The 25,833-nt window shown below is 64.3% G+C and carries 28 protein-coding genes; 11 read left to right on the top strand and 17 right to left on the bottom strand.

Going from position 1 to position 25,833, the window contains the following annotated elements:
• Window positions 1-4: 4 nt before the first annotated feature.
• Both NED97_RS11175 and NED97_RS11170 read right to left on the bottom strand, forming a co-directional pair.
• Window positions 5-799: a sulfite exporter TauE/SafE family protein gene (locus tag NED97_RS11175; protein ID WP_252487124.1), complete on the bottom strand. Its 795-nt coding sequence runs from the start codon at window positions 797-799 to the stop codon at window positions 5-7.
• A gap of 636 nt (window positions 800-1,435) precedes the next feature.
• Window positions 1,436-1,606, bottom strand: a complete 171-nt coding sequence (locus NED97_RS11170) for a DUF1059 domain-containing protein (protein WP_252487123.1) — start codon at window positions 1,604-1,606, stop codon at window positions 1,436-1,438.
• A 107-nt stretch (window positions 1,607-1,713) separates the two neighbouring features.
• Here NED97_RS11170 and NED97_RS11165 point away from each other — a divergent pair, with 107 nt between their 5' ends.
• Window positions 1,714-2,487, top strand: coding sequence for a hypothetical protein (locus NED97_RS11165; protein WP_252487122.1), 774 nt, complete (start codon window positions 1,714-1,716; stop codon window positions 2,485-2,487).
• 155 nt (window positions 2,488-2,642) lie between these two features.
• Here the strand turns inward: NED97_RS11165 and hmgB are convergent, their stop codons facing one another.
• The 4 genes from hmgB to NED97_RS11145 all read right to left on the bottom strand — a co-directional run bounded on the left by hmgB (window position 2,643) and on the right by NED97_RS11145 (window position 6,218).
• Window positions 2,643-3,980 carry a hydroxymethylglutaryl-CoA synthase gene (gene hmgB / locus NED97_RS11160; RefSeq protein ID WP_252487121.1) on the bottom strand — a complete coding sequence of 446 codons (1,338 nt, stop codon included), beginning with the start codon at window positions 3,978-3,980 and terminating at the stop codon, window positions 2,643-2,645.
• Window positions 3,981-4,171: 191 nt separating this feature from the next.
• Entirely contained in the window at window positions 4,172-4,750 is a 579-nt protein-coding gene (locus NED97_RS11155) for a DUF2150 family protein (RefSeq protein WP_252487120.1), read from the bottom strand.
• 76 nt (window positions 4,751-4,826) lie between these two features.
• A complete protein-coding gene (locus tag NED97_RS11150) occupies window positions 4,827-5,678 on the bottom strand; it encodes a TatD family hydrolase (RefSeq protein ID WP_252487119.1) in 852 nt (283 codons plus the stop codon).
• A gap of 84 nt (window positions 5,679-5,762) precedes the next feature.
• Complete coding sequence (locus NED97_RS11145) at window positions 5,763-6,218, bottom strand: NYN domain-containing protein (protein ID WP_252487118.1); 456 nt, start codon at window positions 6,216-6,218, stop codon at window positions 5,763-5,765.
• Between the two features lie 425 nt (window positions 6,219-6,643).
• Between NED97_RS11145 and NED97_RS11140 the strand changes: the two genes are divergently transcribed.
• The 3 genes from NED97_RS11140 to gcvH all read left to right on the top strand — a co-directional run bounded on the left by NED97_RS11140 (window position 6,644) and on the right by gcvH (window position 9,833).
• On the top strand, window positions 6,644-8,233 hold the full coding sequence (locus tag NED97_RS11140) for a S8 family serine peptidase (RefSeq protein WP_252487117.1): 1,590 nt from the start codon (window positions 6,644-6,646) through the stop codon (window positions 8,231-8,233).
• 116 nt (window positions 8,234-8,349) lie between these two features.
• Window positions 8,350-9,447 carry a glycine cleavage system aminomethyltransferase GcvT gene (gcvT, locus tag NED97_RS11135; protein WP_252487116.1) on the top strand — a complete coding sequence of 366 codons (1,098 nt, stop codon included), beginning with the start codon at window positions 8,350-8,352 and terminating at the stop codon, window positions 9,445-9,447.
• Between the two features lie 2 nt (window positions 9,448-9,449).
• Entirely contained in the window at window positions 9,450-9,833 is a 384-nt protein-coding gene (gene gcvH, locus NED97_RS11130; RefSeq protein WP_252487115.1) for a glycine cleavage system protein GcvH, read from the top strand.
• A gap of 6 nt (window positions 9,834-9,839) precedes the next feature.
• Here gcvH and NED97_RS11125 read toward each other — a convergent pair whose 3' ends face one another.
• The 4 genes from NED97_RS11125 to NED97_RS11110 all read right to left on the bottom strand — a co-directional run bounded on the left by NED97_RS11125 (window position 9,840) and on the right by NED97_RS11110 (window position 12,545).
• Complete coding sequence (locus NED97_RS11125) at window positions 9,840-10,028, bottom strand: hypothetical protein (RefSeq protein ID WP_252487114.1); 189 nt, start codon at window positions 10,026-10,028, stop codon at window positions 9,840-9,842.
• A 22-nt stretch (window positions 10,029-10,050) separates the two neighbouring features.
• Complete coding sequence (locus NED97_RS11120; RefSeq protein WP_252487113.1) at window positions 10,051-10,761, bottom strand: helix-turn-helix domain-containing protein; 711 nt, start codon at window positions 10,759-10,761, stop codon at window positions 10,051-10,053.
• A 151-nt stretch (window positions 10,762-10,912) separates the two neighbouring features.
• Complete coding sequence (locus tag NED97_RS11115) at window positions 10,913-11,668, bottom strand: competence/damage-inducible protein A (RefSeq protein WP_252487112.1); 756 nt, start codon at window positions 11,666-11,668, stop codon at window positions 10,913-10,915.
• A gap of 388 nt (window positions 11,669-12,056) precedes the next feature.
• Window positions 12,057-12,545 carry a hypothetical protein gene (locus tag NED97_RS11110; protein ID WP_252487111.1) on the bottom strand — a complete coding sequence of 163 codons (489 nt, stop codon included), beginning with the start codon at window positions 12,543-12,545 and terminating at the stop codon, window positions 12,057-12,059.
• A 167-nt stretch (window positions 12,546-12,712) separates the two neighbouring features.
• Between NED97_RS11110 and NED97_RS11105 the strand changes: the two genes are divergently transcribed.
• Both NED97_RS11105 and NED97_RS11100 read left to right on the top strand, forming a co-directional pair.
• The gene (locus NED97_RS11105; RefSeq protein WP_252487110.1) at window positions 12,713-14,233 is read left to right on the top strand and encodes a replication factor C large subunit; all 1,521 of its coding nucleotides are present in this window, start codon (window positions 12,713-12,715) and stop codon (window positions 14,231-14,233) included.
• A gap of 132 nt (window positions 14,234-14,365) precedes the next feature.
• On the top strand, window positions 14,366-14,557 hold the full coding sequence (locus NED97_RS11100) for a hypothetical protein (protein WP_252487109.1): 192 nt from the start codon (window positions 14,366-14,368) through the stop codon (window positions 14,555-14,557).
• A gap of 8 nt (window positions 14,558-14,565) precedes the next feature.
• On the opposite strand, the gene bioD is transcribed toward NED97_RS11100, so the two are convergent.
• The 4 genes from bioD to bioB all read right to left on the bottom strand — a co-directional run bounded on the left by bioD (window position 14,566) and on the right by bioB (window position 18,943).
• Entirely contained in the window at window positions 14,566-15,246 is a 681-nt protein-coding gene (bioD, locus tag NED97_RS11095) for a dethiobiotin synthase (protein WP_252487108.1), read from the bottom strand.
• Window positions 15,243-16,451 (bottom strand): aminotransferase class I/II-fold pyridoxal phosphate-dependent enzyme, encoded by a 1,209-nt coding sequence (locus tag NED97_RS11090; RefSeq protein ID WP_252487107.1) that lies wholly within the window; start codon window positions 16,449-16,451, stop codon window positions 15,243-15,245. The genes bioD and NED97_RS11090 overlap by 4 nt, the downstream gene beginning before the upstream one ends.
• Window positions 16,452-16,726: 275 nt before the next feature.
• Window positions 16,727-17,794, bottom strand: a complete 1,068-nt coding sequence (locus NED97_RS11085) for a saccharopine dehydrogenase family protein (RefSeq protein WP_252487106.1) — start codon at window positions 17,792-17,794, stop codon at window positions 16,727-16,729.
• 36 nt (window positions 17,795-17,830) lie between these two features.
• A complete protein-coding gene (gene bioB, locus NED97_RS11080; protein WP_252487105.1) occupies window positions 17,831-18,943 on the bottom strand; it encodes a biotin synthase BioB in 1,113 nt (370 codons plus the stop codon).
• Between the two features lie 387 nt (window positions 18,944-19,330).
• Between bioB and NED97_RS11075 the strand changes: the two genes are divergently transcribed.
• Complete coding sequence (locus NED97_RS11075) at window positions 19,331-20,119, top strand: hypothetical protein (RefSeq protein ID WP_252487104.1); 789 nt, start codon at window positions 19,331-19,333, stop codon at window positions 20,117-20,119.
• Between the two features lie 235 nt (window positions 20,120-20,354).
• On the opposite strand, the gene NED97_RS11070 is transcribed toward NED97_RS11075, so the two are convergent.
• The 3 genes from NED97_RS11070 to sucC form a co-directional block, all read right to left on the bottom strand.
• A complete protein-coding gene (locus NED97_RS11070) occupies window positions 20,355-20,510 on the bottom strand; it encodes an FmdB family zinc ribbon protein (RefSeq protein ID WP_252487103.1) in 156 nt (51 codons plus the stop codon).
• A gap of 244 nt (window positions 20,511-20,754) precedes the next feature.
• Window positions 20,755-21,627: a succinate--CoA ligase subunit alpha gene (sucD, locus tag NED97_RS11065; protein ID WP_252487102.1), complete on the bottom strand. Its 873-nt coding sequence runs from the start codon at window positions 21,625-21,627 to the stop codon at window positions 20,755-20,757.
• Window positions 21,624-22,778: an ADP-forming succinate--CoA ligase subunit beta gene (gene sucC, locus NED97_RS11060; protein WP_252487101.1), complete on the bottom strand. Its 1,155-nt coding sequence runs from the start codon at window positions 22,776-22,778 to the stop codon at window positions 21,624-21,626. The genes sucD and sucC overlap by 4 nt, the downstream gene beginning before the upstream one ends.
• 211 nt (window positions 22,779-22,989) lie before the next feature.
• Here sucC and NED97_RS23115 point away from each other — a divergent pair, with 211 nt between their 5' ends.
• From NED97_RS23115 to NED97_RS23460, 4 genes are all read left to right on the top strand, one after another.
• A complete protein-coding gene (locus NED97_RS23115) occupies window positions 22,990-23,112 on the top strand; it encodes a hypothetical protein (RefSeq protein WP_015322074.1) in 123 nt (40 codons plus the stop codon).
• Window positions 23,113-23,443: 331 nt separating this feature from the next.
• Entirely contained in the window at window positions 23,444-24,316 is an 873-nt protein-coding gene (locus tag NED97_RS11055; protein ID WP_252487100.1) for a UbiA family prenyltransferase, read from the top strand.
• A 152-nt stretch (window positions 24,317-24,468) separates the two neighbouring features.
• Window positions 24,469-24,966 (top strand): hypothetical protein, encoded by a 498-nt coding sequence (locus tag NED97_RS11050; RefSeq protein WP_252487099.1) that lies wholly within the window; start codon window positions 24,469-24,471, stop codon window positions 24,964-24,966.
• A 479-nt stretch (window positions 24,967-25,445) separates the two neighbouring features.
• Window positions 25,446-25,634, top strand: coding sequence for a DUF7577 domain-containing protein (locus NED97_RS23460; protein ID WP_455429873.1), 189 nt, complete (start codon window positions 25,446-25,448; stop codon window positions 25,632-25,634).
• The last annotated feature ends 199 nt before the right edge of the window (window positions 25,635-25,833 follow it).

Genomic DNA, 25,833 nt, shown 5'->3' with positions numbered 1-25,833 from the left:
GTGCTCAGTGGTTATCGTGGCCGCTCGGGACGTCGATCCCGTCGTAGAACGGGAGCTCCGGGTGCGGCAGGTGGACGCCGATACTCATCAGTCCGTGCGCGAAGAGGACGTAGCCGAGGACGACGAACGCGACGCCGAGCAGTCGGTGGACGCGACGCCGGTGGACGACGTCCACCGCGTCGATCACGGTTCCGTAGACGAAGACGGCAGGGACCGTCCCGATACCGAGTGCGGCCAGCGCGAGGGCACCGCCGGTCGGGGAGCCGGTCGCGAACGCGTACAGAAACGCCGGGTAGAGAACCGGACAGGGCAGCAGGCCGTGGACTGCGCCGAGGCCGACGATTCCGGGGCCGTTCGCGAGCCGATCGACGTGTGTCATGAGCCAGCCGGTGAGGCGCTCGAGACCGGGCAGGTGGACGCCGCCGGTCGTCCGCCCGAACAGGTAGTAGACGCCCGTCGCGATGACGAACCCGCCGACGGCGAGCCCGACGCCACCACGAATCGGTTCGACGACCGGCGTCAGCGATTCGGTCGTCACGAACAGGAGTCCGCCGAGCGCGCCGAAGACCGCACCTAGGAGCGTGTAACTCGCCGTCCGTCCGAGGTTGAACAGCGCGTGCTGGCGAACCTCGTAGGTCGTCAGATGTGCGTCGCGCTTCCCGGTCGTCGACCCGCCGTCCATCCGGCTCGCGTAGACGGTGACCAGCGGCCCACACATCCCGATACAGTGGGCTCCGGCCAGCAGGCCGATGACGAGGAAGAGCGCCACGTCGATGCCGAAGAGTGTGAGCGGGTCCATGTGTGATCAGTGTCGAGCGCGGTTGGCGACCGGTTGTCGTTGCTCGAGCTATCGGCCCGAGAAGGTAATCGGTTTCGCCTCGAGACGTGTTCGGTCCCTTTCTCCCCTCGCTGGCGGTGTCGTCGTCGTGACTCCCGTACCTGTTCGGGAGGTGCTGCTATAGTACCAACTGAAACGGTTTCCACGCCGATCGCACTGTCCGCGGTTCTCGCTTGCTTGGCTCGCTCCGAACCGCGCTCCCGTCGTGCGATCGGATGTGCACCGACTTTCAGTGGCTGCTATCGGGTCCTCGAGACGTAGCCGAGGGTGAGACCCTGCCGTTCAGTGCGGGTGAACGATGTAACGCTGCGGATCGTAATCCACCCAGTCTCTGCTAAAAACGGCGCGCTGAATAGAGAAGGTGGATGCAGCGCGCAGAGAGTACTGCAGCTGAAAAATACGGTTTGCAGGCTCCATCGAAACCCTCCGTATTTGAGAGGATCGGCACCCGAAGCGGTGGGTACAGGAAGGACGCTTACCGGCCCGAATTCGGTAAAACTTTGATAGTCAGCGTAACTGTAACGTGGCGGTCACACCGGCGAGTGAATAACCAGTGACCAGGAGCGTCGCCAGACTGCACGCATGCGCGGAAACCCATCAAAGCTCCTTAATATACGGTGCGACGTCTTCGTCAGACGCATCTCGTCCATGTACGTCTTTCAGGTGGGATCTTGCAGCCTCGTATATCGATTCCTTGAACTCGCTGTAGACCACCACGTCGCAATCCGCGACGTCGCGGCACTCGAAACGATACCGTTCCGTGACCATGTGCTACGGAGTAGCGCAAGCGCCATGTACCTGCTGCCCGTACCAGAGCAGTTCATCCCTGGTGTCGGTCTCGAAGCATATGTATGCCGATCCCGATTGACTAGCATATGGTGGAGACGGAGTCAGTCGTTTCGATTCTTGCCGGAGTGGTTACCGCGCTGTTCGCCGTCTTTCTCACGTTTTATTTGCGGAACCAGTGGCAGGAGATTCAATCCCTCCGGGCAATCCAGACGGAACTTGAACAGAACACTGAACGGATACGGGAACTTTCCAGCCTCCTCGCGGGAGACTTACAGCAACAGCAGGTCGATCTACCAATTGAGGTGCCGCCGGGAACGAAGATTGAGATTCGATACGTGGTCTCGTTCCCCAGCTCTCTCTCCACCGCCGCGTTCGGACAATTAAAACACACCGGCATGTTTCTACGACTCTCACCCGAAATTCGCCGTTCGTTATTCGAGTTGTACGATACTATCGATCGGATCAATCGATTGCGAGAGCACAGAGAGCGGATTCACTTCGACGATATCGGAAATGTACACATCGTTATCGATCCGTCTGATCTGGACGTCGAGCCGGGTACAGCCCTCTCCGAAGAAGATCTTTCGGAGGAAACCCGGCAACGACTGGCGGAACTCCGTCGGATGCGACGAGCCATGAAAGGAGTAAATAAGTCGATTCTGCGACTGATCGATTCGATCAGTCCTCCGGAGATGGTCGCAGATCTCGAACTGGAGCCGTTCGGAGAGACTGATTACAGACACAATCCGCAAGACGAGTCGAACGCCGAGTCACCGAGTTCCGACAAAACTGATCTCGAGGAGATGCACTCGATTCTGAGCGATGTCGAACGGGAATCGATCTGGTCCCGGTTTATGTAGAGCATTCGTTCGACGTATCGGGACTTCCGCGCTGCCCACACAGACGCACCGTTTTCCTCGCTCGGCCTCGGCACTCGCTCGCAAAAATCGATCTTGCAAACGCTTCGCGTTTGCGAGTGCCGCGAGACGTACGATGTCTCGCTCGCCAAAAATCGCTACTCGACGAACCGGTACTTGCGCTCGCCCATGCGGCCCCAGCCGTCGAAGACGAACTCCTCGTCGGGGGTCGTGAACTCCTCGACGTCGACGTCCATCTCGTGGTTGTGGGCGTCGTGGACCTCCTCGTAGTCCTCCCAGCTGAGATCGTAGCGCGCCTCGAGCTGGCCGTCGATGTTCAGCGCCTCGATCTCCTCGGCCCAGGTGTCCTGGACGGTTTCCGCGTGGATCTCCGCCTGGGCGCCGCTGCCGTAGGAGCCGACCAGTAACTGCTCGCCGGTCAGGTCGCGACCGTTTTCGAAGGCGTGTTTCATCGCGCTTACGCGAGCGATGTGAACGGAGCCGGTGTACCAGTTACCGACCTCGCGCGCGATCGTCAGCGTCGGATCGATCGTCTCGGCGTACCACTCCTGGTAGCGGTCCGTCTCCTTGAGCGCGTCCATGTACTCGCGGACGGCGTCGTGGAACGACTCCTCGTCGTCGAACGCCTCGGCTCGAGGCTGGCGACCGATCTCCTCGGCGAGCGTCTCCTCGATCGCGGTGTCGCGCGTGATGTGTCGGTACGCGAGCATCGCCGCCTTCCGAACCATTCCCGGGAACGGGGTGTGGAACGGGGCGAACGCGACGTCGTCCGGGTGGACGTCGCCCGCGACGCTCTCGTAGTCCTCGAGGGCCTCGCGCATGCGGGCGAGATACACCTGCACCGAGCGCTTGCCGTCGACCGAAGGGAACTGCTGGTTGGGCTTGAGGAAGTCCGTCTCGTCGGCCGAGCCGTACCCCTGTTCGGCGGAGAGTTCGACGAGGTCCGGATCCTCGGAGATGTGCATCGCAACGGCACCGGCGCCCTGTGTCGCCTCGCCGGCGTCACCGCGAGCGTACAGCGCCGTATCGGTCGCGATCACGAGCGCACCGCGACCGCGGTTGCGGCCCGCGCGGATCCAGTTGTAGGCGTCGTCCAGACTCTGGGTTCCCGCGATGCAGGCGAACTTCCGCTCGCCCTTGTTGGCGTGGTGGAAGTCGTTCTCGTAGACCTGCTCGAGACAGCCGGCGATGTACGTCGAAACCGGCTTCGAGTTGTCGAACGCGCTCTCGGTCGCGACGTCGATGCGGCCGATATCGCTCGGCTCGAGCCCCTTTCGGTCCATCAGCCGATAGGCAGCGTTCGCCCCCATCGTGACGATGTCCTCGTAGCTGTCGGGAAACGAACTGGCGTTGAGACCGAGCCCTTTCGTGTACTTCTCGGGATCCTCGCCCTTCTCGGGTGCGAAAGTGCCGGGCAGGTCGAGTTTGAGATTCCCGGTCCATATCTCGACGGCGTCGATACCGACGGTGGTCATGGTATGCGAATATTGTCCGATCTATATGATATTGTCGTTCGAGCTTTCGACGATCGACGAAATTCGTATCGAGCGCTCGAGCTCCCGGGAACGTGACAGTTATCCGTCTCTTAGAGCGGTCGAGTCGGCGCACGACGACCGAATCAGTTGTCGATCGACGTCCGGGGTCGAGAACGTGAGAGCGTCCGACGTTATTCGTCTTCCTCGACGACCTCCGGATCGCTCATCGCGCTCTGGAGGCTGTCGAGGCCGTTGATCCACTCGGTAACGAGACCGTACTCGAGGTCCTCGGCGACGCTCATGTCGAGTTCCTCGCCGTCGATGATGAGCGTGCCGGCCTGGGCGGCGTAGCCGAGGGCCGCGTCGAGGTCCTCTTCGGCCTCCGCGTTCGCCGCCGCGCCGAGGTAGTCGCCGACGTTCCCTTCCTCCGCGGGACCGTTGGCGATGTACTCCTCTGACGCGAAGAAGACGCAAACCAGGCTCGTCTGGACGCCGTCGACGAGAATCAGCTTCTCCTCGTCCTCGATGTCGACCTCGCCCAGGACGACCTTGCGGACGTCCTCTATCTCCGCGAGCGCCTCCTCCTGGTCGAGTTCGCCGTCGTCGTACGCGGCGACGATCTTCGCGATCGCGATCGCGGTGTCGTCCTGCAGGTTCAACAGGAGACGCGCCGACGATTCGTCTTCCGGATCGATGTCTTCGTCTTTGATGCGATCGATCCAGTTCTGCCAGCGTTCCTCCGAGTAGTACTCGGTAGGGGGATTGCTCATACAGACACCTACACCGGCCGCTTGAAATGCCTTTCTCTACCTGTACGTCGACGCGACTGTGCCCGCACGAGCCGTTTCAGACGCGCTCGAGCGTCGTTTCGGTATCGATTTCGTACACTCGTTTCGGGGTCTCGACGTGGGCGTTCCGGACGGCCTCCTCGTGACCGTTCTCGAGCAGCCACGCGACCCGACGGGGCACCGTCTTCGGACCGAGAACGGCCCCGGGACGGTCCGGATCGTCGATGTAGTCGGTCTCCATCAGGAACGGCTCGCCGCGCTCGGCCGCGAGTTCGAGCCCGTCCTTCTCGCTGATGACGCTCGGAATCGGTCCCTCGAGTCGGCCGCCCGCGTAGTGTTTGACGACGCGGTGTGCGGGTAACCCTACTTCCTCGGCCCAGTCGGTCACCTCGGTCAGGTCCTCGCTGGCTTCGGCGTGGAGCTGGACGGCACAGTCCAGCTCCGCACCGCGCTCGAACGCGCGGCGCATCACCGCGTTCGAGGCGTCCCAGACGTCGCCGTCGATCTCGTAGTGCGGACGTCCGGACTTCAGCGCCAGCGCGTCGCCCGACTCGACGTACTCCGCGGCGACGTCGATCCCGCCCTGCATGATCTCCCGGGCCTCGTCGGGCGCGTAGTCGCGCTCTTCGACGAGCCGCGAGATCAGCCCCGGATGAACGCCGAGAACGGGCCAGGCCCGTCCCTCGAGTTCGTCCGAGGCATCGGCGACGATCTCGATCGTGCGCTCGAATACGGCACGGAAATCGTCGCCGGCGTCGGCTTCGACCCCGAGATGCCAGGATGGTTTGTTCACCACGAGCATGTGCGTCCCGCCCATGTTAGCGAAGTCGCGCACGGCGTCGATCCCGCGGTTGTTGTCCGGATCGAGGTGGAGGTGGTTGTCGAGAACCGGCGTCTCGTCGTCGATCATACACCGAAGTGGGGACGCCGCAGGTGAAAAGTCACCGACTCCGTCGCTCGCGAGGTGTCGGCCGTCGCCCGCTCGCTCCCCGCCTCAGTCTCCCAGCGTCAGCGTCCGGTCGGCAGCGTTGCGGAGCGCGTCGGAGCGACCGTGGGTACCCGGCGCGATAGCGACCGTCTCGACGCCAGCTCTGCCGGCGTGCTCGAGAACGGGCTTGAAATCGGTGTCTCGGGACGCGATCGCCAGCCGGTTGATACTCCCGTCGCCGACCAGTGCGGTCGCGTCGACGGCGAGTTTGACGTCGACGTCGCCGCTGGTAACGATCACCTCGAAGCCGCGCGCCTCCGCCGCCTGGATGAGCCCGGGGGTCGCGTGCTCGTCGAGGTACAGCCGGAGGACGCCGACCCGGCCGAGGTCCTCGGCGGCAGTCCGGAGGTCGTTCAGATCGACGTCGAACTCGTCGCGAAAGACGTTCGGCCCGTCGACGAAGAGACCGACCGTTGATGCGTCGTTTTCGTCGCCGAACTGGCCCCGAAGTCGGTCGAACATGGCTGTGCTTTCGCGCATCCGGAAAAAGGTGTGACGAAACGCCGCGGGAGGGGAGCGCTCGAGTTCGACGGGAGTTACGTGCCAACTCCGGTCGCCTGTACGATACGACACTCTCGGTTGAGTTACTATCGGCCATTTCTGTTCGGAAGGAGTGTTGGCCACGAAGGAGTTTATTCGGTCTGAAACAGGCGCCTCCGTCGAGCTCGAATGCCGGCGTTTATAGCTCTTGGCAAGAATTGCAATCACAGAAAAACATTATATCAGTTTACTCTGTAAGAGAGAGCCCCTCGAGAAGCAACCGTTCCTACCACGACGTACATAGAGCAATTCATACTAGTATACTCTCTCATATTTGTCTCTGGAGAATAAATTGTACCTTGTTCCATAAGTATTTAATACATTCCCGACATCCGAATATTCGGACCATGGCAGAAGATGGCATTCCGCACGCGAATCGGCGAACAGTACTGCAAGCGGCCGGCGCACTGGGTGCGTTCTTCGGTCTCAGCGGTGTCACGACGGCAACACCGGGCCGAGAACCGGGTCCGCGGAAGGACGAAATTCTCGTCGGCGTCGACGACTCGGTCTCGAACGCCGAGGGGACCGTCGAGCCGAAGATCCCGAACAATGCGGAGATCGTCCACGCGAACGAGACGCTCGGCTACGTGGCGGTGAAGTTCCCCGAAAACGCCGACGACCGGGCGAAGGAGAACTTCAAGGAAAACGTCCTGGAGGATCGAGACATCGCCTACGCCGAGGACAACGCGACGGTCGAGGCGTTCTACACGCCGAACGATCCGCGGTACGGCGACCAGTACGCCCCACAGCAGGTCAACTGTGAGGGTGCCTGGGAGACGACCCTCGGCGACCCGGGTGTCACGATCTCGATCATCGATCAGGGGATCCAGTACGACCACCCGAACCTTGAGGAGAACATGGACGGGAGCGTCTCGAACTACGGCTACGACTTCGCCGGCAACAGCGACGACCCGTATCCGGCGAGCGCAGACGAAAACCACGGGACGCACGTCGGCGGCATCGCAGCCGGCGGAACCGACAACGGAACGGGTCACGCCGGCATCTCGGACTGTTCGATGCTGTCGGCCCGAGCGCTGGATGACAGCGGCGGCGGTTCGCTGTCGGACATCGCCGACGCCATCCAGTGGTCGGCCGACCAGGGTGCCGAGGTCATCAACATGTCTCTCGGCGGTGGCGGCTACTCGAGCACGATGGACGACGCCTGCCAGTACGCGTACGACGCGGGCTCCCTGCTGGTCGCGGCGGCCGGCAACGATTACGGCGGTAGCGTCTCCTACCCGGCGGCGTACGATACGGTCGTGGCCGTCTCCTCGCTCGACGAGAACGAGTCCCTCTCCTCGTTCTCGAACCTCGGGCCCGAGATCGAACTCGCCGCGCCCGGCAGCAACGTGCTCTCGGCGATTCCCTGGGACGACTACGACGAGTTCTCCGGGACGTCGATGGCGTCGCCGGTCGCCGCCGGCGTCGCCGGCCTCGCGCTCTCGGCGCACTCGGGGCTCTCGAACGTGCAGCTCCGCGAGCACCTGCAGAATACCGCCGTCGACGTCGGCCTCTCCGACGAGGAACAGGGCCACGGTCGGGTCGACGCCGACAATGCCGTCAATACCGCTCCCGACGAGAATCCGGACGATCCGGACGACCCGGACGACCCGGACGGCGAAGAGACCACCACGGTCACCGACTCCCTCGCCGGTTCCTGGGACAGCGACTGCTGGGCGTACGCGTGGGAGTTCGCCGATCCAGGGAAGGTCGTCATCGACCTCGAGGGGCCAAGCGACGCTACGTTCGACCTCTACGCCAACGAGCGTGACGAGTGTCCGACGACCAGCGACTACGACCACATCTCCTACACGTGGGGCAGCGACGAGGAGATCGTCATCGAGGATCCCGACACGCGGGCCGACCTCCACATTCTCGTCGACTCCTACGACGGCAGCGGCGAGTACACGCTGACGATCACCGAGTACGCCGGCTAGATCCGACGACCACTCCGCTCGTTTTTTGCCGTTTCGTCGGAACGGTCGCCGCCGTCGAGTGAATTCGGCCACCAGCGACGAAAAGACATTACTACCCCCGGAGTGTCAAGCCGACTATGCCGCTTCAGACGCCGCCGTTACGTGGGATCCACGACGAGCGTGGAGCGAAGTTTACGGAGTTCGGTGGCTGGGACATGCCCGTCGAGTTCGACTCGATCCAGGCGGAACACCGGGCCGTTCGCGAGGACGTCGGCATCTTCGACGTCTCGCACATGGGCCAGATCCACGTCACCGGACCGGATGCCGCGACGTTGATGCAACGGCTCACCTCGAACGACGTGAGTCGCCTCGGCGTCGGTGACTCGCAGTACGCGACGATCACCGACGAGGAGGGAGTCATCATCGACGACACGGTCATTTACCGGCTTCCCGATGAGGCCGGCCATCCGACCTATCTCTTCGTTCCGAACGCCGGTACCGACGAGGCGACCCACGAGCGGTGGATCAGCTACCGCAACGAGTGGGATCTCGAGGCAACTATCGACAACCAGACCGACGAGTACGCGATGTTCGCCGTCCAGGGTCCGAACGCTTCGGACCTCCTCGAGCAGGTCGCCGACGGATCGCCGACGGCGTTGAGCCGGTTCGAGGCGGCGTACGCGACCGTCGCCGATACCGAGTGCTGGACCGCCCGAACGGGGTACACCGGCGAGGACGGCTTCGAACTCATCGTGCCGCGGTCGGCGGCCGAGACGGTCTGGTCGCGCTTCGACTGCCAGCCCTGCGGGCTCGGCGCCCGCGACACGCTTCGGATCGAGGCCGGACTCCTGCTGGCAGGCCAGGACTTCGACGCCGAGTCCGACCCCCGGACGCCGTACGAGGCAGGGATCGGCTTCACGGTCGATCTGGACACCGAGTTCGTCGGCCGAGACGCGCTGGCGGCGGCCGAGGAGGCGGGCGTCGAGGAGCAACTCGTCGGCTTCCAGTTGATCGACCGCGGCGTTCCGCGTCACGGCTACGACATCACGAACACCGAGGGCCGGGTGGTCGGCACCGTCACGAGCGGAACGATGAGTCCGACCCTCGAGAAACCGATCGGGCTCGGGTACGTCCCCGTCGAGTACGCCGATCCGGGAACGACGCTACAGGTCGTCGTTCGCGGCCAGTCGAAAAAGGCAAGAGTTGAAACCACGCCGTTCATCGAGACAGAATAACAATGAGCTTCGATACACCCGACGATCGACGGTATCTGGAATCGCACGAATGGGCACTCGAGACCGACGGGGTCATCCGCGTCGGCATCTCCGACTTCGCGCAGGACGAACTCGGCGACGTCGTCTTCGTCGAACTCCCCGACGAGGGCGAGTCGGTCGCCCAGGAAGAGGAGTTCGGCGTCATCGAATCGATAAAGGCGGTATCCGACCTCTACGCGCCGGTCGGCGGCGAGGTCGTCGCGATCAACGAAGAACTGTTCGACGCGCCCGAGCTCGTCAACGACGACCCGTTCGGCGAGGGCTGGATGCTCGAGATCGAGGGCGCCGACGAAACCGAACTCGAGAACCTGCTCTCGGCCGACGAGTACGAAGACCAGATCGCCTGAGCGCGCTCAGGATTCCTGCGGCGTCTCCCGATTGAGCAGTGCCATCGACGTTCCCGTAACGACGACCGTGAGGACGGCCCAGAACAGCCAGAGCGCCGGCTCGTCGACGGCGTAGACGACGGCGAGCGACGCGGTGAAAACGAGCGTCAGCGCGAGCGTCCAGCGATCCTTCCGACGCGTGCTATCGTCCGTCATACGTATTCGGGAGTGCGCTTCGTCACTCGATCGTGACGAGGTGGTCGAGCATGTCCTCGAGCGGCGCGGTCGTGACGGCGAGCGAGTAGCCGTCGATCCGCGCCAGGTCGGCGGCGTGCTCCCAGAGGTCTTCTTCCTCGATGCCGTGGAGGATGACGGCGTTCGGCGTCGGATTGACGACCCGCAGCGCGACCGCGACCGCCTCACCGCGCGTGACGCCGGTAAAGACCAGAGCGCGGTTCGTGCTCTGTCCGTACAGCCGAAAGAACTCCTCGCTCGAGAGCCGGGTGATGGCGCCGATGCTGTCGATCACCGTGTGTCCGCTGATTCGATCCGTGGTTCCGGTCGTGACCTCGGTTGCATCGATATCGTCGTAGAGTTTGACCAGCGGCATCGACGTCGCGTACTCCCGCAGGTCGTAGACGACGTCGCTCTCGAAGCCGGCCGAGAGGACGCGACCGTACTGGCGGATCCGGTCGCCGCCGCGGCGCTCGTCGATGGAGAGGAGGCCCTCTACGAGTCGGCCGACGACGCCGATCCCGGGGCTCTCCCGCCGTCCGCTCTCGTAGTCGGAGATCACCGAGGAGGAGACGTCCAGTTCGTTCGCCAGGTCGGTCTGGGAGACGTCGAAGTCCGTCCGCCACTTGCGTAACGTCGCCCCGGGGTCGTCACTCAGCGTGATCTCTCCCGCGATCTTCTCTGCGAGTTCCCGCTTCGGTCCACGACCGCCCATGTGCGACGGTTGTGTGGTCGGCCCAAGTAGCTACCGGAGTCGCGGTTCCCGCTGGTAGAAAGCGCGTCGGCTCGAGAGGCGATCCTTCGAGGAAACCGTCCGTGGCGAACGCCCGGTCCGAACTCCGTTCGAACTCCTGCCAGAACTGCGCTCAGTCGGACGGCTCGCTCGCCGGCGACTCGACCGTCGTAATCCGCGCGTCGATCCAGGCCGCCGCGGCGTCGAGCGTCTCCGCGTCCGCACCGACGAGGCGGATTCGACCCGGTCGGTCCTCGCTCCGCGGGTAGCTCCCGACGGCGACGTCGAACTCGTCGGTCACGCCCTCGAGGACGTCGGTGAGCGCGCCCTCCGGTGCGGGCGTGTACAGCGTCCGCGTCGTCGATTCACCCGCGAACTCCTCGGCCACCTCGCGGAACATCGCCCGCATCTCCTCGGGGATGCCGGCGAAGACGTGAACGTTTTCGACGGTACAGCCCGGCGCCCACGCCTCGTCGACGACGATCGGGGTCGCTCCCTCGGGGATCGAGGCGGCCGCGTCGAGATCGATCTGGAGGTCGTACTCCGCGACGAGGTCGGGGTTCTCCTCGCGAAACGCGCGCGCTTTGCCGACCAGACGGTCGCGGATCCGCTCGTGAACGACGAGGTCGCGCTCGAGGCCGTCGGCGACCGCCTCGAGGGTCACGTCGTCGGGCGTCCCGCCGAGACCGCCGGTGACGATCACAGCGTCGAACTCGTCGCTCCAGCGGGCGACGTACTCAGCGATGAGGTCGTGATGGTCGGGGATCGTTAGAATGCGCTCGACGGTCGTTCCGCGCTCGGTGAGCCGCTCGGCCAGCCACGAGGCGTTGGTGTTGGTCGTCGTGCCGGCGAGCAGTTCGTCGCCGACGGTGACGATCGCGACGTTCATGGGTTCGGTTCGAGCTCGAGTCAGTTAGCGGCTCCGCCGGCACGACGAGAGATGCGAGCGGTGTTCTATAGGTTGAGCAGGGCGAGTGCCTCGGGGCTCGACCCCGAGGCGGTTCACCACGTCCTTAGCGGCTTCTCGCTCGCCGTTCGCGCACCGCGCCGATCGCGAACAGGATCCCGTCGACGAGGACCACGCCGCCCTCGAGGGGGAGGAGTTCGGGGGCGGGTGCACTCTCGATCGACCGGTGTCACTCGAGCACCCAGTGAAAGACGATGGTATCGACGACCGCCGCCGCGCCGGTCACCATCAGCGCGCCGTTGACCATCGCGTCCGTTCGGTCGTTCATCCGTCGAATACGATCGCAGTAGACCGCCGATCGCGGTACCGTTTACGACACCCGGCGATAGAGAACCGCGAGGAGGACGAGTAACACGCTCTCGAGAACGATCGCCGCCCGCGCCCAGGGATCACCCCTGAGGTGAGCGACGACGGTTTCGTACGGTCCCAGCCCGTGGTACTGCGGTATGCGTCCGGGCAAGAATCCGCCGTGTCCGGTGAAGTGCCACGCGAAGTAGCCGGCGACGTACGTCACCATGAGGACCATTCCGACGAGGTAGATCGGTCGTACCAGCACACCGAACAGCACCAGGTAGATGCCGACGACGATCGCGACTGCCGAGAGGACGAACGCGACCGGACGCGGGTGGGCGACGAGCAGCGACGGGTCCGTCGAGAGCAGAATTACCAGTCGCTCGAGGCCGTACTGTGGATGAAATAGGTGAAGGCCCGCGACGAGGAGTGCGACGGCTCCGGCAGCATACCGCAACTGCTGATCCGATGGTCCGGCTGCCGCGGTAGTGTTCTGTCCATCACTCATTTTGGTCTCGTTATCTCTCGCACAGCCTCGTTTTCGTGTTCCGGGTACGTTTTTCCAGTCCTTCATTTTGGTCGTTTTCCATCCGAGACGGAATCCCGAGCCGAAAACGGTTACCGAGGAGTGACGCTCCGCAACCACTAAACGCGACTCACCCCAACGATTCGTCAATGAGCGACTGGACCGAGACGTACCGCCCGACCACGCTGTCGGAGGTGCGCGGAAACAACAAGGCCCGCGACAAGTTGAAGGAGTGGGCCGAAACCTGGGAGGACCACCGTGACTCGGTGATCGTCCACGGCAGTCCCGGAGTCGGAAAGACCTCCGCGACGCACGCGCTGGCGAACGACATGGGCTGGCCCGTGATGGAACTCAACGCGAGCGACAGCCGTGGGGCCGACGTGATCGAACGCATCGCAGGCGAGGCTTCGAAGAGCGGCACGCTCACCGCGGGCGGCGCCGGTCGACGACTGGTCATCCTCGACGAGGCGGACAACTTCCACGGCAACGCGGACTACGGCGGCTCGCGAGAGGTTACCCGCGTCGTCAAAGATGCGAATCAGCCGATCGTCCTGGTCGCGAACGAGTTCTACGATATGAGCCAGTCGCTGCGCAGCGCCTGCGAGACGATCGAGTTCCGCGACGTCTCGAAGCGCTCGATCGTCCCCGTGCTCCGGGACATCTGCCGTCGCGAGGGCGTCGAGTTCGAGGAGGAAGCCCTCGAGAAGATCGCCGAGAACACGAGCGGCGACCTCCGGTCGGCGGTCAACGACCTCCAGGCGGTCGCCGAGGAGGCGGAACGGCTGACCGTCGACGACGTCGTCACGAGCGAGCGCGACACGACGGAGGGGATCTTCGACTTCCTCGACGCGCTCATCAAGGAGGAGGACGCCGAGGGCGCTCTTCGATCCTCTTACGACGTCGACGAGACGCCCGACGACCTGCTCAACTGGATCGAGGACAACGTCCCGAAGGATTACGAGGGCGAGGAACTGGCCGACGCCTACGAGTTCCTCTCGAACGCCGACCGCTGGCTCGGTCGGGTTCGCGCCACGCAGGACTACTCCTACTGGCGGTACGCGACGGACAACATGACCGCCGGCGTCGCCGCCTCGCGACGGGGATCGAAGGGCGGCTGGACCCGCTACGGACCGCCGAGTTACTGGTCGAAGCTCGGTCGCACCAAGGGGACGCGGAACACGCGCGACGCCATCGCCGAGCGCATCGCCGAGCGCGACGGGACGAGCGTCGCGACGGCCCGCCGGGAGATCCTGCCGTTCCTCTCGGCGATGACTTACCACTGCAAGAACCGCGATCTCACCGTGCGCATGGCCGCAATCTACGAACTCGACGAGGCGGAGGTGTCGTTCGTCACCGGCAGCGGAAAGGACACCAACAAGATCCAGTCGATCGTCGAGGACGCCGAGGAACGCCGGGAGGAGGAAGCGGTCGAACACTCCGGAAGCGCCTTCTTCGGGGGCGAGTCCGGCAACGGCGATAGCAACGGCGGCGATGACGGCGGCAGCGACGACGACTCGAGCGACGACGAGACCGAGACGGCCGCGGATAGCGGCCAGCAACCCCTCGAGGCCTCGAGCACGGACCCCGAGGCGGACGACGCGGCGGCGGAATCCGCGTCGACGGTGGAGGAAGCGGACGACGACCAGTCGGGCCTCTCCGATTTCCTTTGAGACGAACCGCCGTTCGTCGGCGCTGACAGGTATCGGAACTGCGTGTTACCGTGTCGAGACCTGTCTACAACTAGACTGACCGACACTACTACGTCGGTGTGTGATGACGACACTCGTTGGTGACCAACAACCATGAGTACACACGACTGCCCTCTCTGTTCGGAGACGTACGAGGAACGCACGGACCTCCGCGTACACCTCGAGGTGAGCCACCGGAAGTCGGAGATCGTCGCGTATCTCGTCGAGGATTCGGCGGAGACGGGTAACCCAGCGGCCGACGGCGAACCCGCATTCGAGGACGAGTCGCCGGCCCCGCCGGCCTGACCGAGAAACTAGTATTCTCCGAGTCGACTACAGAAGGACGATAGTGCATTACGAACGCCCGCGGCGAGTTCCCGTGGATCGTCGCTCGAGAGGGACGGGACCGTCTCGACCTGATGTCCCGTCATTCGCTCGAGTTCCGGCGGGTTCGTTCGCTCGGCGACCGACGCCCCCTGGTACTCGTTGCAGACGATTCCGTGAACGTCGATGCCGCGACGTTCGAGCGCGTCGACCGTAAGCGCGGTGTGGTTCAGCGTTCCGAGTCCGGAGCGCGTGACGACGACCGCGACCGCCGAGAGGTCGGCGACCAGATCGAGCACCTCGTGTTCGCCCGCCAGCGGGACTCGCAGGCCGCCGATACCCTCGACGATCGAGACGGGCGCGCGTTCGAGTTCGCGTCGACACTCCTCGAGGAAGACATCGTACTCGAGCCGTTCGTCCATCCGCTCGGCCGCAACCCGAGGCGCGAGCGGTGGCTCGAGATATCTGAGACACGTCGCCGCCGCAGGGTCCTCGCAGGCCTCGGCGACGAATCCCGCGTCGTCGTCCGGCGGGAAGCCGGTCTGGGCGGGTTTGATCGCTCGCGCGTCGAGACCGGTCTCGCGAAACCACGACGTGAGACCGGCGGTGACGACGGTCTTCCCGACGCCGGTCCCGGTACCGACGACGGCAATCGGCGGTGCGTCGCTCACAGCAATCCGACCTCCTCGCCGACCGTCCGGAACGCCTCGAGGCAGGCGATGATGTCCGCCTGATCGTGCGTCGCCATCGGCGTGACGCGAAGCCGGCAGGTTCCCTCGGGAACGGTCGGCGGACGGATCGCCGGTGCGACCACGTCCCGATCCCGGATGCCGGCGGCGAGGGCGAGCGCGTCGCGACGGTCGCCGACGAGAACGGGGAGGATCTGGGAGTCCCCGAGCACCTCGAACCCCATCGACTCGAGGCCGTCCCGGAGGTGAGCGACGTTCTCCCAGAGGCGCTCGCGAGCGTCGCTGTGCCGGGCGAGGTGAAGTGACTCGCTGGCGGCCGCGGCGGCCGGCGGCGTGAGACCGGTCGAGAAGACGAACGAACGCGCGTCGTTGACCAGATACTCGATCAGGGTGTCGCTTCCCGCGACGTAGCCGCCCTGGCTCGCCAGCGCCTTCGAGAGCGTTCCCATCTGGATCTGAATCCGGTCCTCGAGGCCCTCGGCCTGTACGACTCCGCCGCCGTCCGCGTAGAGGCCGGTCGCGTGGGCTTCGTCGACCATCACCCAGGCGCCGAACGCCTCTGCGGCGTCACAGATCGCGTTCAGGGGAGCGACGGTTCCGTCCATGCTGAACACGGAGTCCGTGACGATCAGCCACGACTCCTCGGCAGCGCCGTCTCGATCGGCTCGAGCCGCCAGCTTCTCCCGCAGGCTCGCCGCGTCACAGTGATCGTAGACGACCGTCTCCGCGTTCGAGAGGCGGCAGCCGTCGATGATGCTCGCGTGGTTCAGTTCGTCCGAGAAGACGACGTCCGGCTCCATCGCCGCGATCGTCCCGACGTTGACGGCGTAGCCGGAGGAGAACGCGAGCGCGCGGTCCGTCCGCTTCGTTTCGGCGAGCACACGCTCGAGGTCCTGGTGAACGAGCGTATCGCCCGTAACGAGTCGACTCGCGCCCGCGCCCGTTCCAACGGTAGCGGCGGCCTGCCGCGCTGCGTCCTGGACGCGCTGGTCGTCGGTGAATCCGAGGTAGTTGTTCGATCCGAATACGAGCGACTCCTCTGCGCCGAGTACCGGCAGGTCACCGCCCGATGGCGCCGCGAAGTACCCACGCTCTGCGACCCGATCGACGGGTGCGAGCGATCGTTTCAGGTCGTTCCTCGAACGGGCGTCGAGTCGCCCCTCGAGATCGAACCCGCGGTCTTCCATTCGAGTGAACGGTGACAGCGGTGTGATTTCACTGTCACGGTTCCGATCTCCCAGATGCGGAGCGCCCGATGACGGCGGTTTCTGTGTCATATACTGGTATTTGGCTGGTCGTCAACGGCACATTTCTTCACCGACGTTCCTAGATGTTACCCTGTTCGGCGATGGCGGAAACGGACCGATGGTTCTGTCGTCGAGCTCGCGGTCCGAGCCGCGTGCATCGTCGTCGGGAACGGTTCCCCGCGAGGAACCGGGTGGGTGCCGACGAGACGGCGGACTCAGAAGCCCGGCATCAGTTCGGCAGGTCCGAAGACCCCGTACTCGCCCGCGCGGTTGCGACGAACGCCGGTTTTCAGGTATCCTAGCGCCGGACCGTTGACGTTGGCTTCCATGCTCGTCGCGTCGTCGAGTCGGAACGTGTTCGTCGCCGTCTCGCCGTCGAAGGTCGTTCCCGTCACCGAGACGGTCGTGGTCGTCGGCTTCTCGTCACTGCGAACGTCGAGAACCCCGCCGACGGTCACGTCTTCGGCGTCGCAGACCCCGGCGCGCTCGAGCAGGACGTCGTCGGCGTGTTCCATGTCCTCGAACTCGATGACGCCGTTCTGATCGTCGATGATCTCCTCGATTTCCTCGTCGGAGAGGTCGCGCGCGGCCTCGATATCGTACTCGGGGAGGTGGGCGAGGTCTTCGCGGACGGTGCCGCGGTTGTCCTCGTAGCCCGACTTGAGGCCGACGCCCCACCAGATGTCGACGTCCGTGACCTCGACGAACGACTGGGCCGCCAGCGCGGCGGCGCCGGTGAGGAAGCCGGGCGTCGCACCGGCGCCGCAGACGAACGTGATCCCCTGCTCCTCGAACGCCTCGCCGCGCTCGTCGAGCATGTCGATCACGCGCGAGCGCTTGAGGACGTCGATCAGCACGCCCGAGTAGCCGCCCTCGAGGAACCGATCGGCCACGCGCGGGATGAAGTCGTGTTCGTAGTTCGGCAGCGCGAGCAGCACGGCGTCGATCTGTTCGCCGCGGTCGATGACGTCCCGGATGGGGTCCTCGCTGGGACGTGCCTGCTCGGAGGCGACGACGCCCCGGTCCTCGCCGTGCTGTTTGACGCCGCCTTCGACGGCCGTCGTTCCCCCGTCCGTCGAGACTTCGTTGTCTCGCGGCTCGCTGTCGATATTCCCCTCCGTCGCCGCCAGCAGTTCGTCGACGTCCAGTCCGTCGAAGTTGATCGCGGTGCCGTGACGGTCACACGCCGCGACTGGCGTCAAGGCGTCCTTGTGCTGGCTCACTTCGAGCGCTCGTCGTCCGATACCACCGGTGCCGAGTACCGCAAACGTCGTTTCGTTCATGTGTAGCTGTGTTGTCGTCGTCTCGATCGCTGGTCGTCAGTCGTCGCTCGGTTCGGGACCTGTACTCGCGCTCGAGTCGGTCGCCGTCTCGTTCGATCCGTCCGCGCTGGAACGGGCTTTGACCTCGTCGGGATCGAAGTCGTTCACGTCCCGATTCGGCTCGAGGCCAGCGCGTTCGATGATCTCGATGTCCTCGCCGGGTGACTGGCCCTCCGTCGTGAGGTAATCTCCCGTCAGCAGGCCGTCGGCGCCCGCCTCGAGCGGCAGGTGCTGCTCCTCGGGCTCGAGGTTGACCTCGCGGCCGCCGGTGAGGCGCACTCGCGACTCGGGGTGGAGCAGTTTGTACACCGCGACCGTCTTGACGATTTCTTCGGTGCTGATCTCGACGTCCCGTTCAGCGAGTGGCGTCCCCTCGACCGGGTTGAGGACGTTCACCGGCAGCGAGGAGATGCCGATCTCCTGCAGTGCGATCGCGGCGTCGACGCGATCGGTCGGCGTCTCGCCCATCCCGAGGATGACGCCGGCACAGAGGTCCATGCCGGCCTCCTTGGCGACCTCGAGCGTTTTCACCCGATCCTCGAAACTGTGCGTGTTAACGATTTCGGGAAAGTATCGCGGCGAGGTCTCGATGTTATGATTGTAGTGGTTGATCCCCTCGTCGGCGAGGATCACGGCCTCCTCCTCGGTCAGGATGCCCAGCGAGGCGTCGACCTCGAGGTCGCACTCGTCTCTGACGAGGCGGATGGACTCGAGGACCTCCGCCCACTCCTCGGGGCGGTTCGCTTTCGAGACGCCCTTCTCCGCGACGACGATGCCGAAGCGCTGGGCACCGTCGCGTTCGGCGCGTTTGGCCGCCTCGAGGATCTTCTCGGGGCCGAGGAAGCCGTAGGTGTCAATGCCGGTGTCGAAGTGGACCGATTGGGCACAGAAGCCGCAGTCCTCGGCGCAGTTGCCCGCCTTCGCGTTGACGATCGAACACGCGTCGACCGTCCCGTCACCGAAGCGATCACGTAGGGCCGCTCCAGCCGCCGCGAGCGGTTCGACCGGCTGTGCGATCAGCGCGAGGCCGTCGGTGCGGTCGAGTCGCTCGCCGGCCAGCACTCGCTCGAGTGCGTCGTCGATCGTCGGATTGCCTGTCTCGTAAACCACATTCGAAGAGGTAGTTGACGAGTATATAACGATTGGGGAGAGTTTCGTCGGCTGTGACTCGTCGACGGCTACGTTGACGGTCTCGTTCTCGAGAACCGTTTCGGCAGTAGACTCTACTAGACGCCCGCTAACGCCGACAGCGCGGGAGATGAGCGCGCCGCGGAGGGGACCGAGGCATCCCTCGAGAGTCCCGGCCTGCTCACCAGCTCGGAATCGCAATCTGACAATTTACGCCCTCAATACGGAAAAGTGACCGATCGTCACACGCGACGATCAGCGGAATGGAAGACGGCCGTCAGACTCATACGAAACTTTTGTCACTGCAGAGCATAATCAAACATTCCAAAAGTTAAAGGGGTGTGATAATCTATCGACGAAGAACGAACCATGACCGACAGTGCCACGGACGACACCGCGGGCGACGGTGGACTCGAGGTCGGCTCCAGTCTCGACGAACTGTTCGGGCCGGTCGCCGAGGAACCGCTCGACGAGCGGCCGGTCGGCCGCGATCCATCCTGGGAGGCGAGCGGCAACAAATGCGACGACGAGACGGCGACGGCCGTCTTCGATCGACTCAAAACCGATAGTGCGGCCGACGCCGACGCGGTTCTCGCCGACGATCGACCGACCGAAATCATCGCGAGCGCGGACGAGTCGGAGCCGCCGACGGACGAGACGGCACTCGACGCGGCGCTGCTCGTCGACGAGGACGCGCTCGAGGCGCTCTTGCTTCCGGACCGGACCGAAGGCGAGGAGTTCCGCTGGGTCGACACCGGCGACGCGCCGCTGGAACCGTCAGCCGATGCGTCGCTCGCCGGAGACGGGCCGGCCAGCGAGGAGTCGGAAACGATGGGCGAGACACTCGAGGTGACGACCGGCGCTGACGAGCCGGCGGCCCGCAGCTCCCGCGAACGGGCCGAGACCGAGGCGGCGGTCTCACGTGACAACACCGAACAGGCGGACCCCGCCGCCGAGCGCGACGACGCGGCCTCGAGCGAGTCCGGTTCCGTCGGGTCCGGCCCCCTCGATCTCGCTTCCGTCGAGTCTGAGGCGGCCTCGAGAGAGAACTCGCTCGTCGTCCCCACCGAGTCCGAACTCGCGACCACGGAGGACGTTGACGAGGAGCGATCGACCGGGATTCTGGGCTGGCTACGGTCGAAACTCGGTCTCTCGTAACGGTCTTTCCGGAGTGGGTGACGCGGACATGACCGAGACGGACGACCGCGGTACCGACGCTTGTCCGGCACCTACCCGGAAGTACGGCTTCTATAGTACCAACTGGAACGGTTTCCACGCCGATCGCACTGTCCGCGGTTCTCGCTTGCTTCGCTCGCTCCGACCCGCGCTCCCGTCGTGCGATCGGGTGTGCACTGACTTTCAGCGGCTACTATAGAGGGTACCGATCCGCGAGCTACGATTCGGAGTGCCAGGTGAGCCCGTCCCGGCGAACCGTGTACGGCTTGGCGCCACACTCCGGACAGACCGTGCCCCCGCCGTCCGGATCGTCCGGCCGCTCCGGAATCGTGTGGCGGTGGCCACAGGCGTCGCACTCGAGGGTAACCGGCATGGTTGTCTCTCGTCGACGACGCGCTGACGTATGATTTCCCGCCCGGAAACTGCTCGTCCGCCGCTCTTGGCTCTCGCTCGAACGGCCGTACACCCGATCGGGTGCTCCAGTACGGTTTCGATCGAACCGTCGATCGACCGCTGGCCGCTTTCGCGTCGCTTCTGGTCGATCTCGAATAAAACGAAACTCGGGGATGTCTAACGTCGATCCGACGACCCTCGCCCGCGTGAGGGTGACGGCGTCGTTACCCGAGGAACTCTTCGATATGGTCGGCGACTTCTTCGGGGGTGTCGCCGACGGGGACGCCGGCGTCGTTGAGCGCGCTGATCTTGCTCTCCGCGGTGCCGGTTCCGGAACCGGAGACGATCGCACCCGCGTGGCCCATCCGCTTTCCTGGCGGGGCCGTGCGGCCGGCGATGAAGCCGGCGACGGGCGTGTCGACGTTTTCGTCGATGAACGCAGCGGCTTCCTCCTCGTCCTCGCCGCCGATCTCGCCGCACATGACGATCGCGTCGGTATCGTCGTCGTTCTCGAACAGTTCGAGGGCGTCGACGAAGTCCGTCCCGATAATCGGGTCGCCGCCGATGCCGATCGCGGTGGTCTGGCCGATGCCGCGGTTGGTCAGGCTGTCGACGACCTGGTAGGTCAGCGTCCCGGAGCGGGAGACCAGACCGACGTTCCCCTCGGCGAAGATGTTGCCGGGAAGGATGCCGAGTTTGGCCTCGCCGGGCGTGATGAGGCCGGGACAGTTCGGACCGATGAGTCGCGTGTCGGTCTCGGAGAGGCGCTTGTTGACCCGGGCCATGTCCTGGGTCGGAATGCCCTCCGTGATCGCGACTGCGAGATCGAGGTCGGTGTCGAGCGCCTCGAAGACGGCGTCGCCGGCGAACGCCGGCGGGACGAAGATCACGGACGTGTCGGCGTTCTCTTCGTCGACGGCTTCGTGAACCGTGTCGTAGACGGGGACACCCTCGACTTCCTGGCCGCCCTTGCCGGGGACCGCGCCGGCCACGATGTTGGTGCCGTACTCCATCATCTGCTCGGCGTGGAACTTCCCTTCCCCGCCGGTGATGCCCTGTACCACGACGCGCGTGTCGTCGTCGACTAGTACGCTCATTGGTCGTTCACCTCCTCAGCGTACTCGACAGCACGCTGGACCGCGTCCTCGAGGGTCTGTTCGACCGTCACGAGGTCCTCGTTCAGAATCTCCATGCCTTCCTCCCAGTTGGTCCCGGCCAGTCGGACGACGACCGGCTTCGGGATCTCGTCGAACTGCTCGAGCGCCTCGTTGATCCCGCGGGCGACCTCGTCGCCGCGCGTGATCCCGCCGAAGATGTTGAAGACGACGCTGTCGACGTTGTCGTCCGAGAAGACCATATCGAGCGCGTTCGCGATGCGTTCGGCCTTCGCGCCGCCACCGACGTCGAGGAAGTTGGCGGGTTCGCCGCCGTAGTGGTCGACGAGGTCGAGCGTGGTCATCACGAGGCCCGCGCCGTTGCCGATGATACCCGTGTTGCCCTCGAGGCGGACGTAGTCGAAGCCGTACTCGTCGGCCTTTTGCTCGAGTTCGTCGCCACTGCCGGCCGCTTCGGCCTCCATCTCGGCGAGTTCGGGCTGGCGGAACAGCGCGTCCTCGTCGATGTTCATCACGGCGTCGGCCGCAATGACCTCGTCGTCGCCCGTGACCATCAGCGGGTTGATCTCGGCGTCGGAGCCGTCGCGGTTCTCCCAGAGATCGTAGAGGGTCATGAGGACGTTCGAGACGTCGCGCGCGACGGCACCGTCGACACCTGCGTCGTAGACGGCCTTGCGCGCCTGGTAGGGGTGCATCCCGAAGGAGGGATCGATGTGCTCGCGCGCGATGGCGTCGGGGTCCTCCTCGGCGACTTCCTCGATGTTGACGCCACCCTTGGTCGAGACCATCGCGACGGGTTTGCCCTCGCCGCGGTCCATCGTGATCCCGACGTAGAGTTCGTCGACGAAGTCGACGGCCCCCTCGACGAGAACCTGGTCGACGCGGTAGCCCTTGAGATCCATCCCGATGATCGACTCGGCCGCCTCGCGGGCTTCGTCGTCGTCGTCGACGAGTTCGATTCCGCCAGCTTTCCCCCGGCCGCCGACCTGTACCTGCGCCTTGACCGCGACGGGATAACCGATCTCCCGGGCCGCGGTCAGTACGCCGTCGACGTCGGAGGCGAGTTGCGACTCCGGCGTCGGAATCCCGGCGTCGGCGAAGACCTGCTTCGCCTGGTACTCGTGCAATTTCATAGCAATTCAAACGGGTGTCCCGCCGTTGCTTAAATCCTGCCAGTTTCGGTTCGTCACGTGGCAGCGCTTGCCGCGTTCTCGCCGGCGCGACGGCGACTCCGCGCAGAATCATCGCTTCCGCCCGATAGCCGGCCGCTCCGCGCTCGAGCGGAAATTAACTCAGTTTCGTATTAGGGTACTTTTATTAGGAACGCTGGTATACGAGTACGTGATGCCCGAAGTCACCGTCTCCGAGTCCCTGTACAAGAAACTCGAGGAAGAGAACCCCGAGTCGATCGAGGACGCGGTGTGGGAGCTGATGTATCAGGCCCGCAGAGAGTCACAGTACCAGTAGCAGCTCGCCGCCCGTCATAACCACGCCACCCGCCGTAACCACGCCTTCGTGAATTCTCCCGATATATCGCGCTCGCGAGCGGTAACTGTGTCACGACGAGTTGCCACTCGCGAGTGTCACGACGCACTCACCGAAGCGCTTGACTCCGTACAGTTCCAAGCCAGTGGCAAGCGGTGCTCCCCGGAATCGTCGGCGTCGATAGTCGCGAACGCTGTGGCTCTCAGCGGAGGGGCCGTCAGCGCGATCTGATCGCGGAGGAGACCCGAGTCTCCCTCGTCCCGGTTCGCACCGTTGTTCGAACCCCGCTCGCACCGGTGGAGGCGGTGACGTGGTGACGAACTCGATCGCGGCGCGGCGGCGACGGCGCTGGCTGTCGTCGCTCGCAGCAGGGCTTCGGCTGCTCGTCCACAGTAACCTCTTCATCTCGCTGGCCGCCGCGAGCGTCGTGATTACGACGGTCGTCCTCGCCGGTTTCCCGCTCGATCCGGTGCCGTTTTTCATCGTCTTCGCCGTCACGCTGTTCGTCTACACCGTCAATCGATTCACCGACCTCGAGGAAGATGAGGAGAACGTCCCCCAGCGGGCAGCGTTCATCAAACGGTACGGCCGGTACTGGCTGGCGATCGGCGCCGGGCTCTACCTCGCCACGGTCGGCGCAGCCGTCGCCCTCTCGCTGCCAGGTGCCGGCTTCCTGTTGATTCCGCCGGTCGTCGCCGTCGTCTACTCGCTAGGTGGGATCAAACGCGTCTTTCTCGTGAAGAACCTGTTCGTCGGGCTGGCCTGGGGGCTGATTCCGCTCGGTGTCGGGATCTACTACGGCCGGCTCTGGACGCTCGAGATCCAGTTTCTGGCCGCGTACGTCGCCGCGATGATCACGATCGCCGCGGTGATCTTCGATATCAAGGATATCGTCGGCGATCGCGCGGAAGGGATTCCGACCGTCCCGACCAGGTACGGTCCGCGACGGACCCGGATCGTCACGCAGGCCGCCAATCTTCTCGCCGCGGCGATCGTCGTCGGTCTCGTCACAGTGGGGGCTCTTCCGGAGACGTTCTTGACCCTGTTCGCGTTTCACGGCTACGTCGGCTGTTACATTCCGTTCGCAAGTCGCAGTCGCGGGCCGCTATTCTACGGGTTTGTCGTCGATGGCGAGCACGTCTTCCTGGCAGGAGTCGTGCTCGCACTCGAGTGGCTCGTCTGGTAGACCGTTCACGACGAACGACGATCGGTTACTCGAGAACGGAGGACGAATGGAAGATCAGACTCGATAACCGAAGCCGGATACAGAAGTATCGAACTGTGACGGTTCACATCCCGTGAAAAAAGCGTTTCAGTCACGGCGATGTGGCGACGAATATGGAACGACGAACCCTCGTTTGGCTCGGTCTCGGTGGCGGACTCGCCGCACTCGCCGGCTGGCTCGGGACACTCATCGGGATTACGGGCGCCGACGACGGACACGGATCGTCGAAATCGGGGCACAGTGCCGACGAGACGGGGATTCCCGATTCGGAGTCCGACGAACCGCTCGAGCATATCACAATCGGCGACGCCGACGCGGCCGACGAGAGCGGCGAAACTAACGTCTACCTCTGGAACGTCGGAGACGACGAGCGCTCGATCGAAGTCCACGTTACCCGCGACGACGAGACGGTGGTCGAGCGGACCGATACTGTCCCGTCGGATGCGTATCTCGTTCTCACGCTGCTCGAGCCGGGGACTTACGAGACGGTCGTCACCACCGACGGCGCGCGAAACGAAACGACACTCGAACACTCGGAGAATGACTGTGGGCGGACGGTAATCGCGTTCCGAGAATCCGGGATGCGAACGAAGATGTCGAACACCTGTTGAGTATCGGGAGGTACCTCGGCGCGCTCGCTGGCGGTTCCGTGCCGTCTCGAGAGACGCGGGACGATCGAGGCGCCGGTCCAACATAATTTGGAATGAATGTTTTTACTATTCCCCCGCTAACCAGAGATGGCGGGAGTTCCCTCCCGAGGCACCCTGCCACCCGATCGACACCCTGCCGCGTCGTTCGACCGTCACCCATCCGTTCCCACCCCTGCTCGCTCCCCACTCGGCGACCACCCCACGCCGAGTACCCCACAACCTGCCGTTTTCACGTTCTAATCCACATCGCTCGAGGTGAGCTGCCTAGCGTGTTCGATCCTTGCTGCAATGCTTCTCCGGCACACCCCGCGTTGCCGCTGTATTGGTCCCAGTGTGCGTTACCGCGGTATCGTTGAGGATATCGCTCTCTCGTTGAGGATATCGCCGAATCAAGCCGGGAAATCAAGAGTGTGAGGAAAACTGTCGAATGGGCGCTTATAATGGGCATATTCAGCATCCTTGCAGTCGTATGCCCGAGGGGTATGTGGCTGGATTTGCTACCGTCGGTAATGGCTACCCAGCGTGATTCAATCGACCAACCAGTCACGTGCAGAAAGTGCGGTACGAAGAACGAACAGTTCTACACGTACTGTCGGCACTGCCTCGAGGAATTGCCCGCAGTTCCGTGAGACGACCGCAGTTGACCCCAATCCGTTCGGAGCCGCTTCCTGATTCTATAGTAGCCGCTGAAAGTCAATGCACACCCGATCGCACTGTCCGCGGTTCTCGCTTGCTTTGCTCCGAACCGCGCACCTGTCGTGCGATCGGGTGTAAATCGTTTCAGTTGGTACTATAGGGGCACCAGACCGGCAGATTCGGTAACACCTC

Origin of the sequence: Natronococcus sp. CG52 (assembly GCF_023913515.1) — an archaeon.
In the GTDB taxonomy this organism is placed as follows: domain Archaea; phylum Halobacteriota; class Halobacteria; order Halobacteriales; family Natrialbaceae; genus Natronococcus; species Natronococcus zhouii.
Note: the sequence above shows the minus strand (reverse complement) of the source record. Positions and strands in the feature narration are given on the sequence as shown.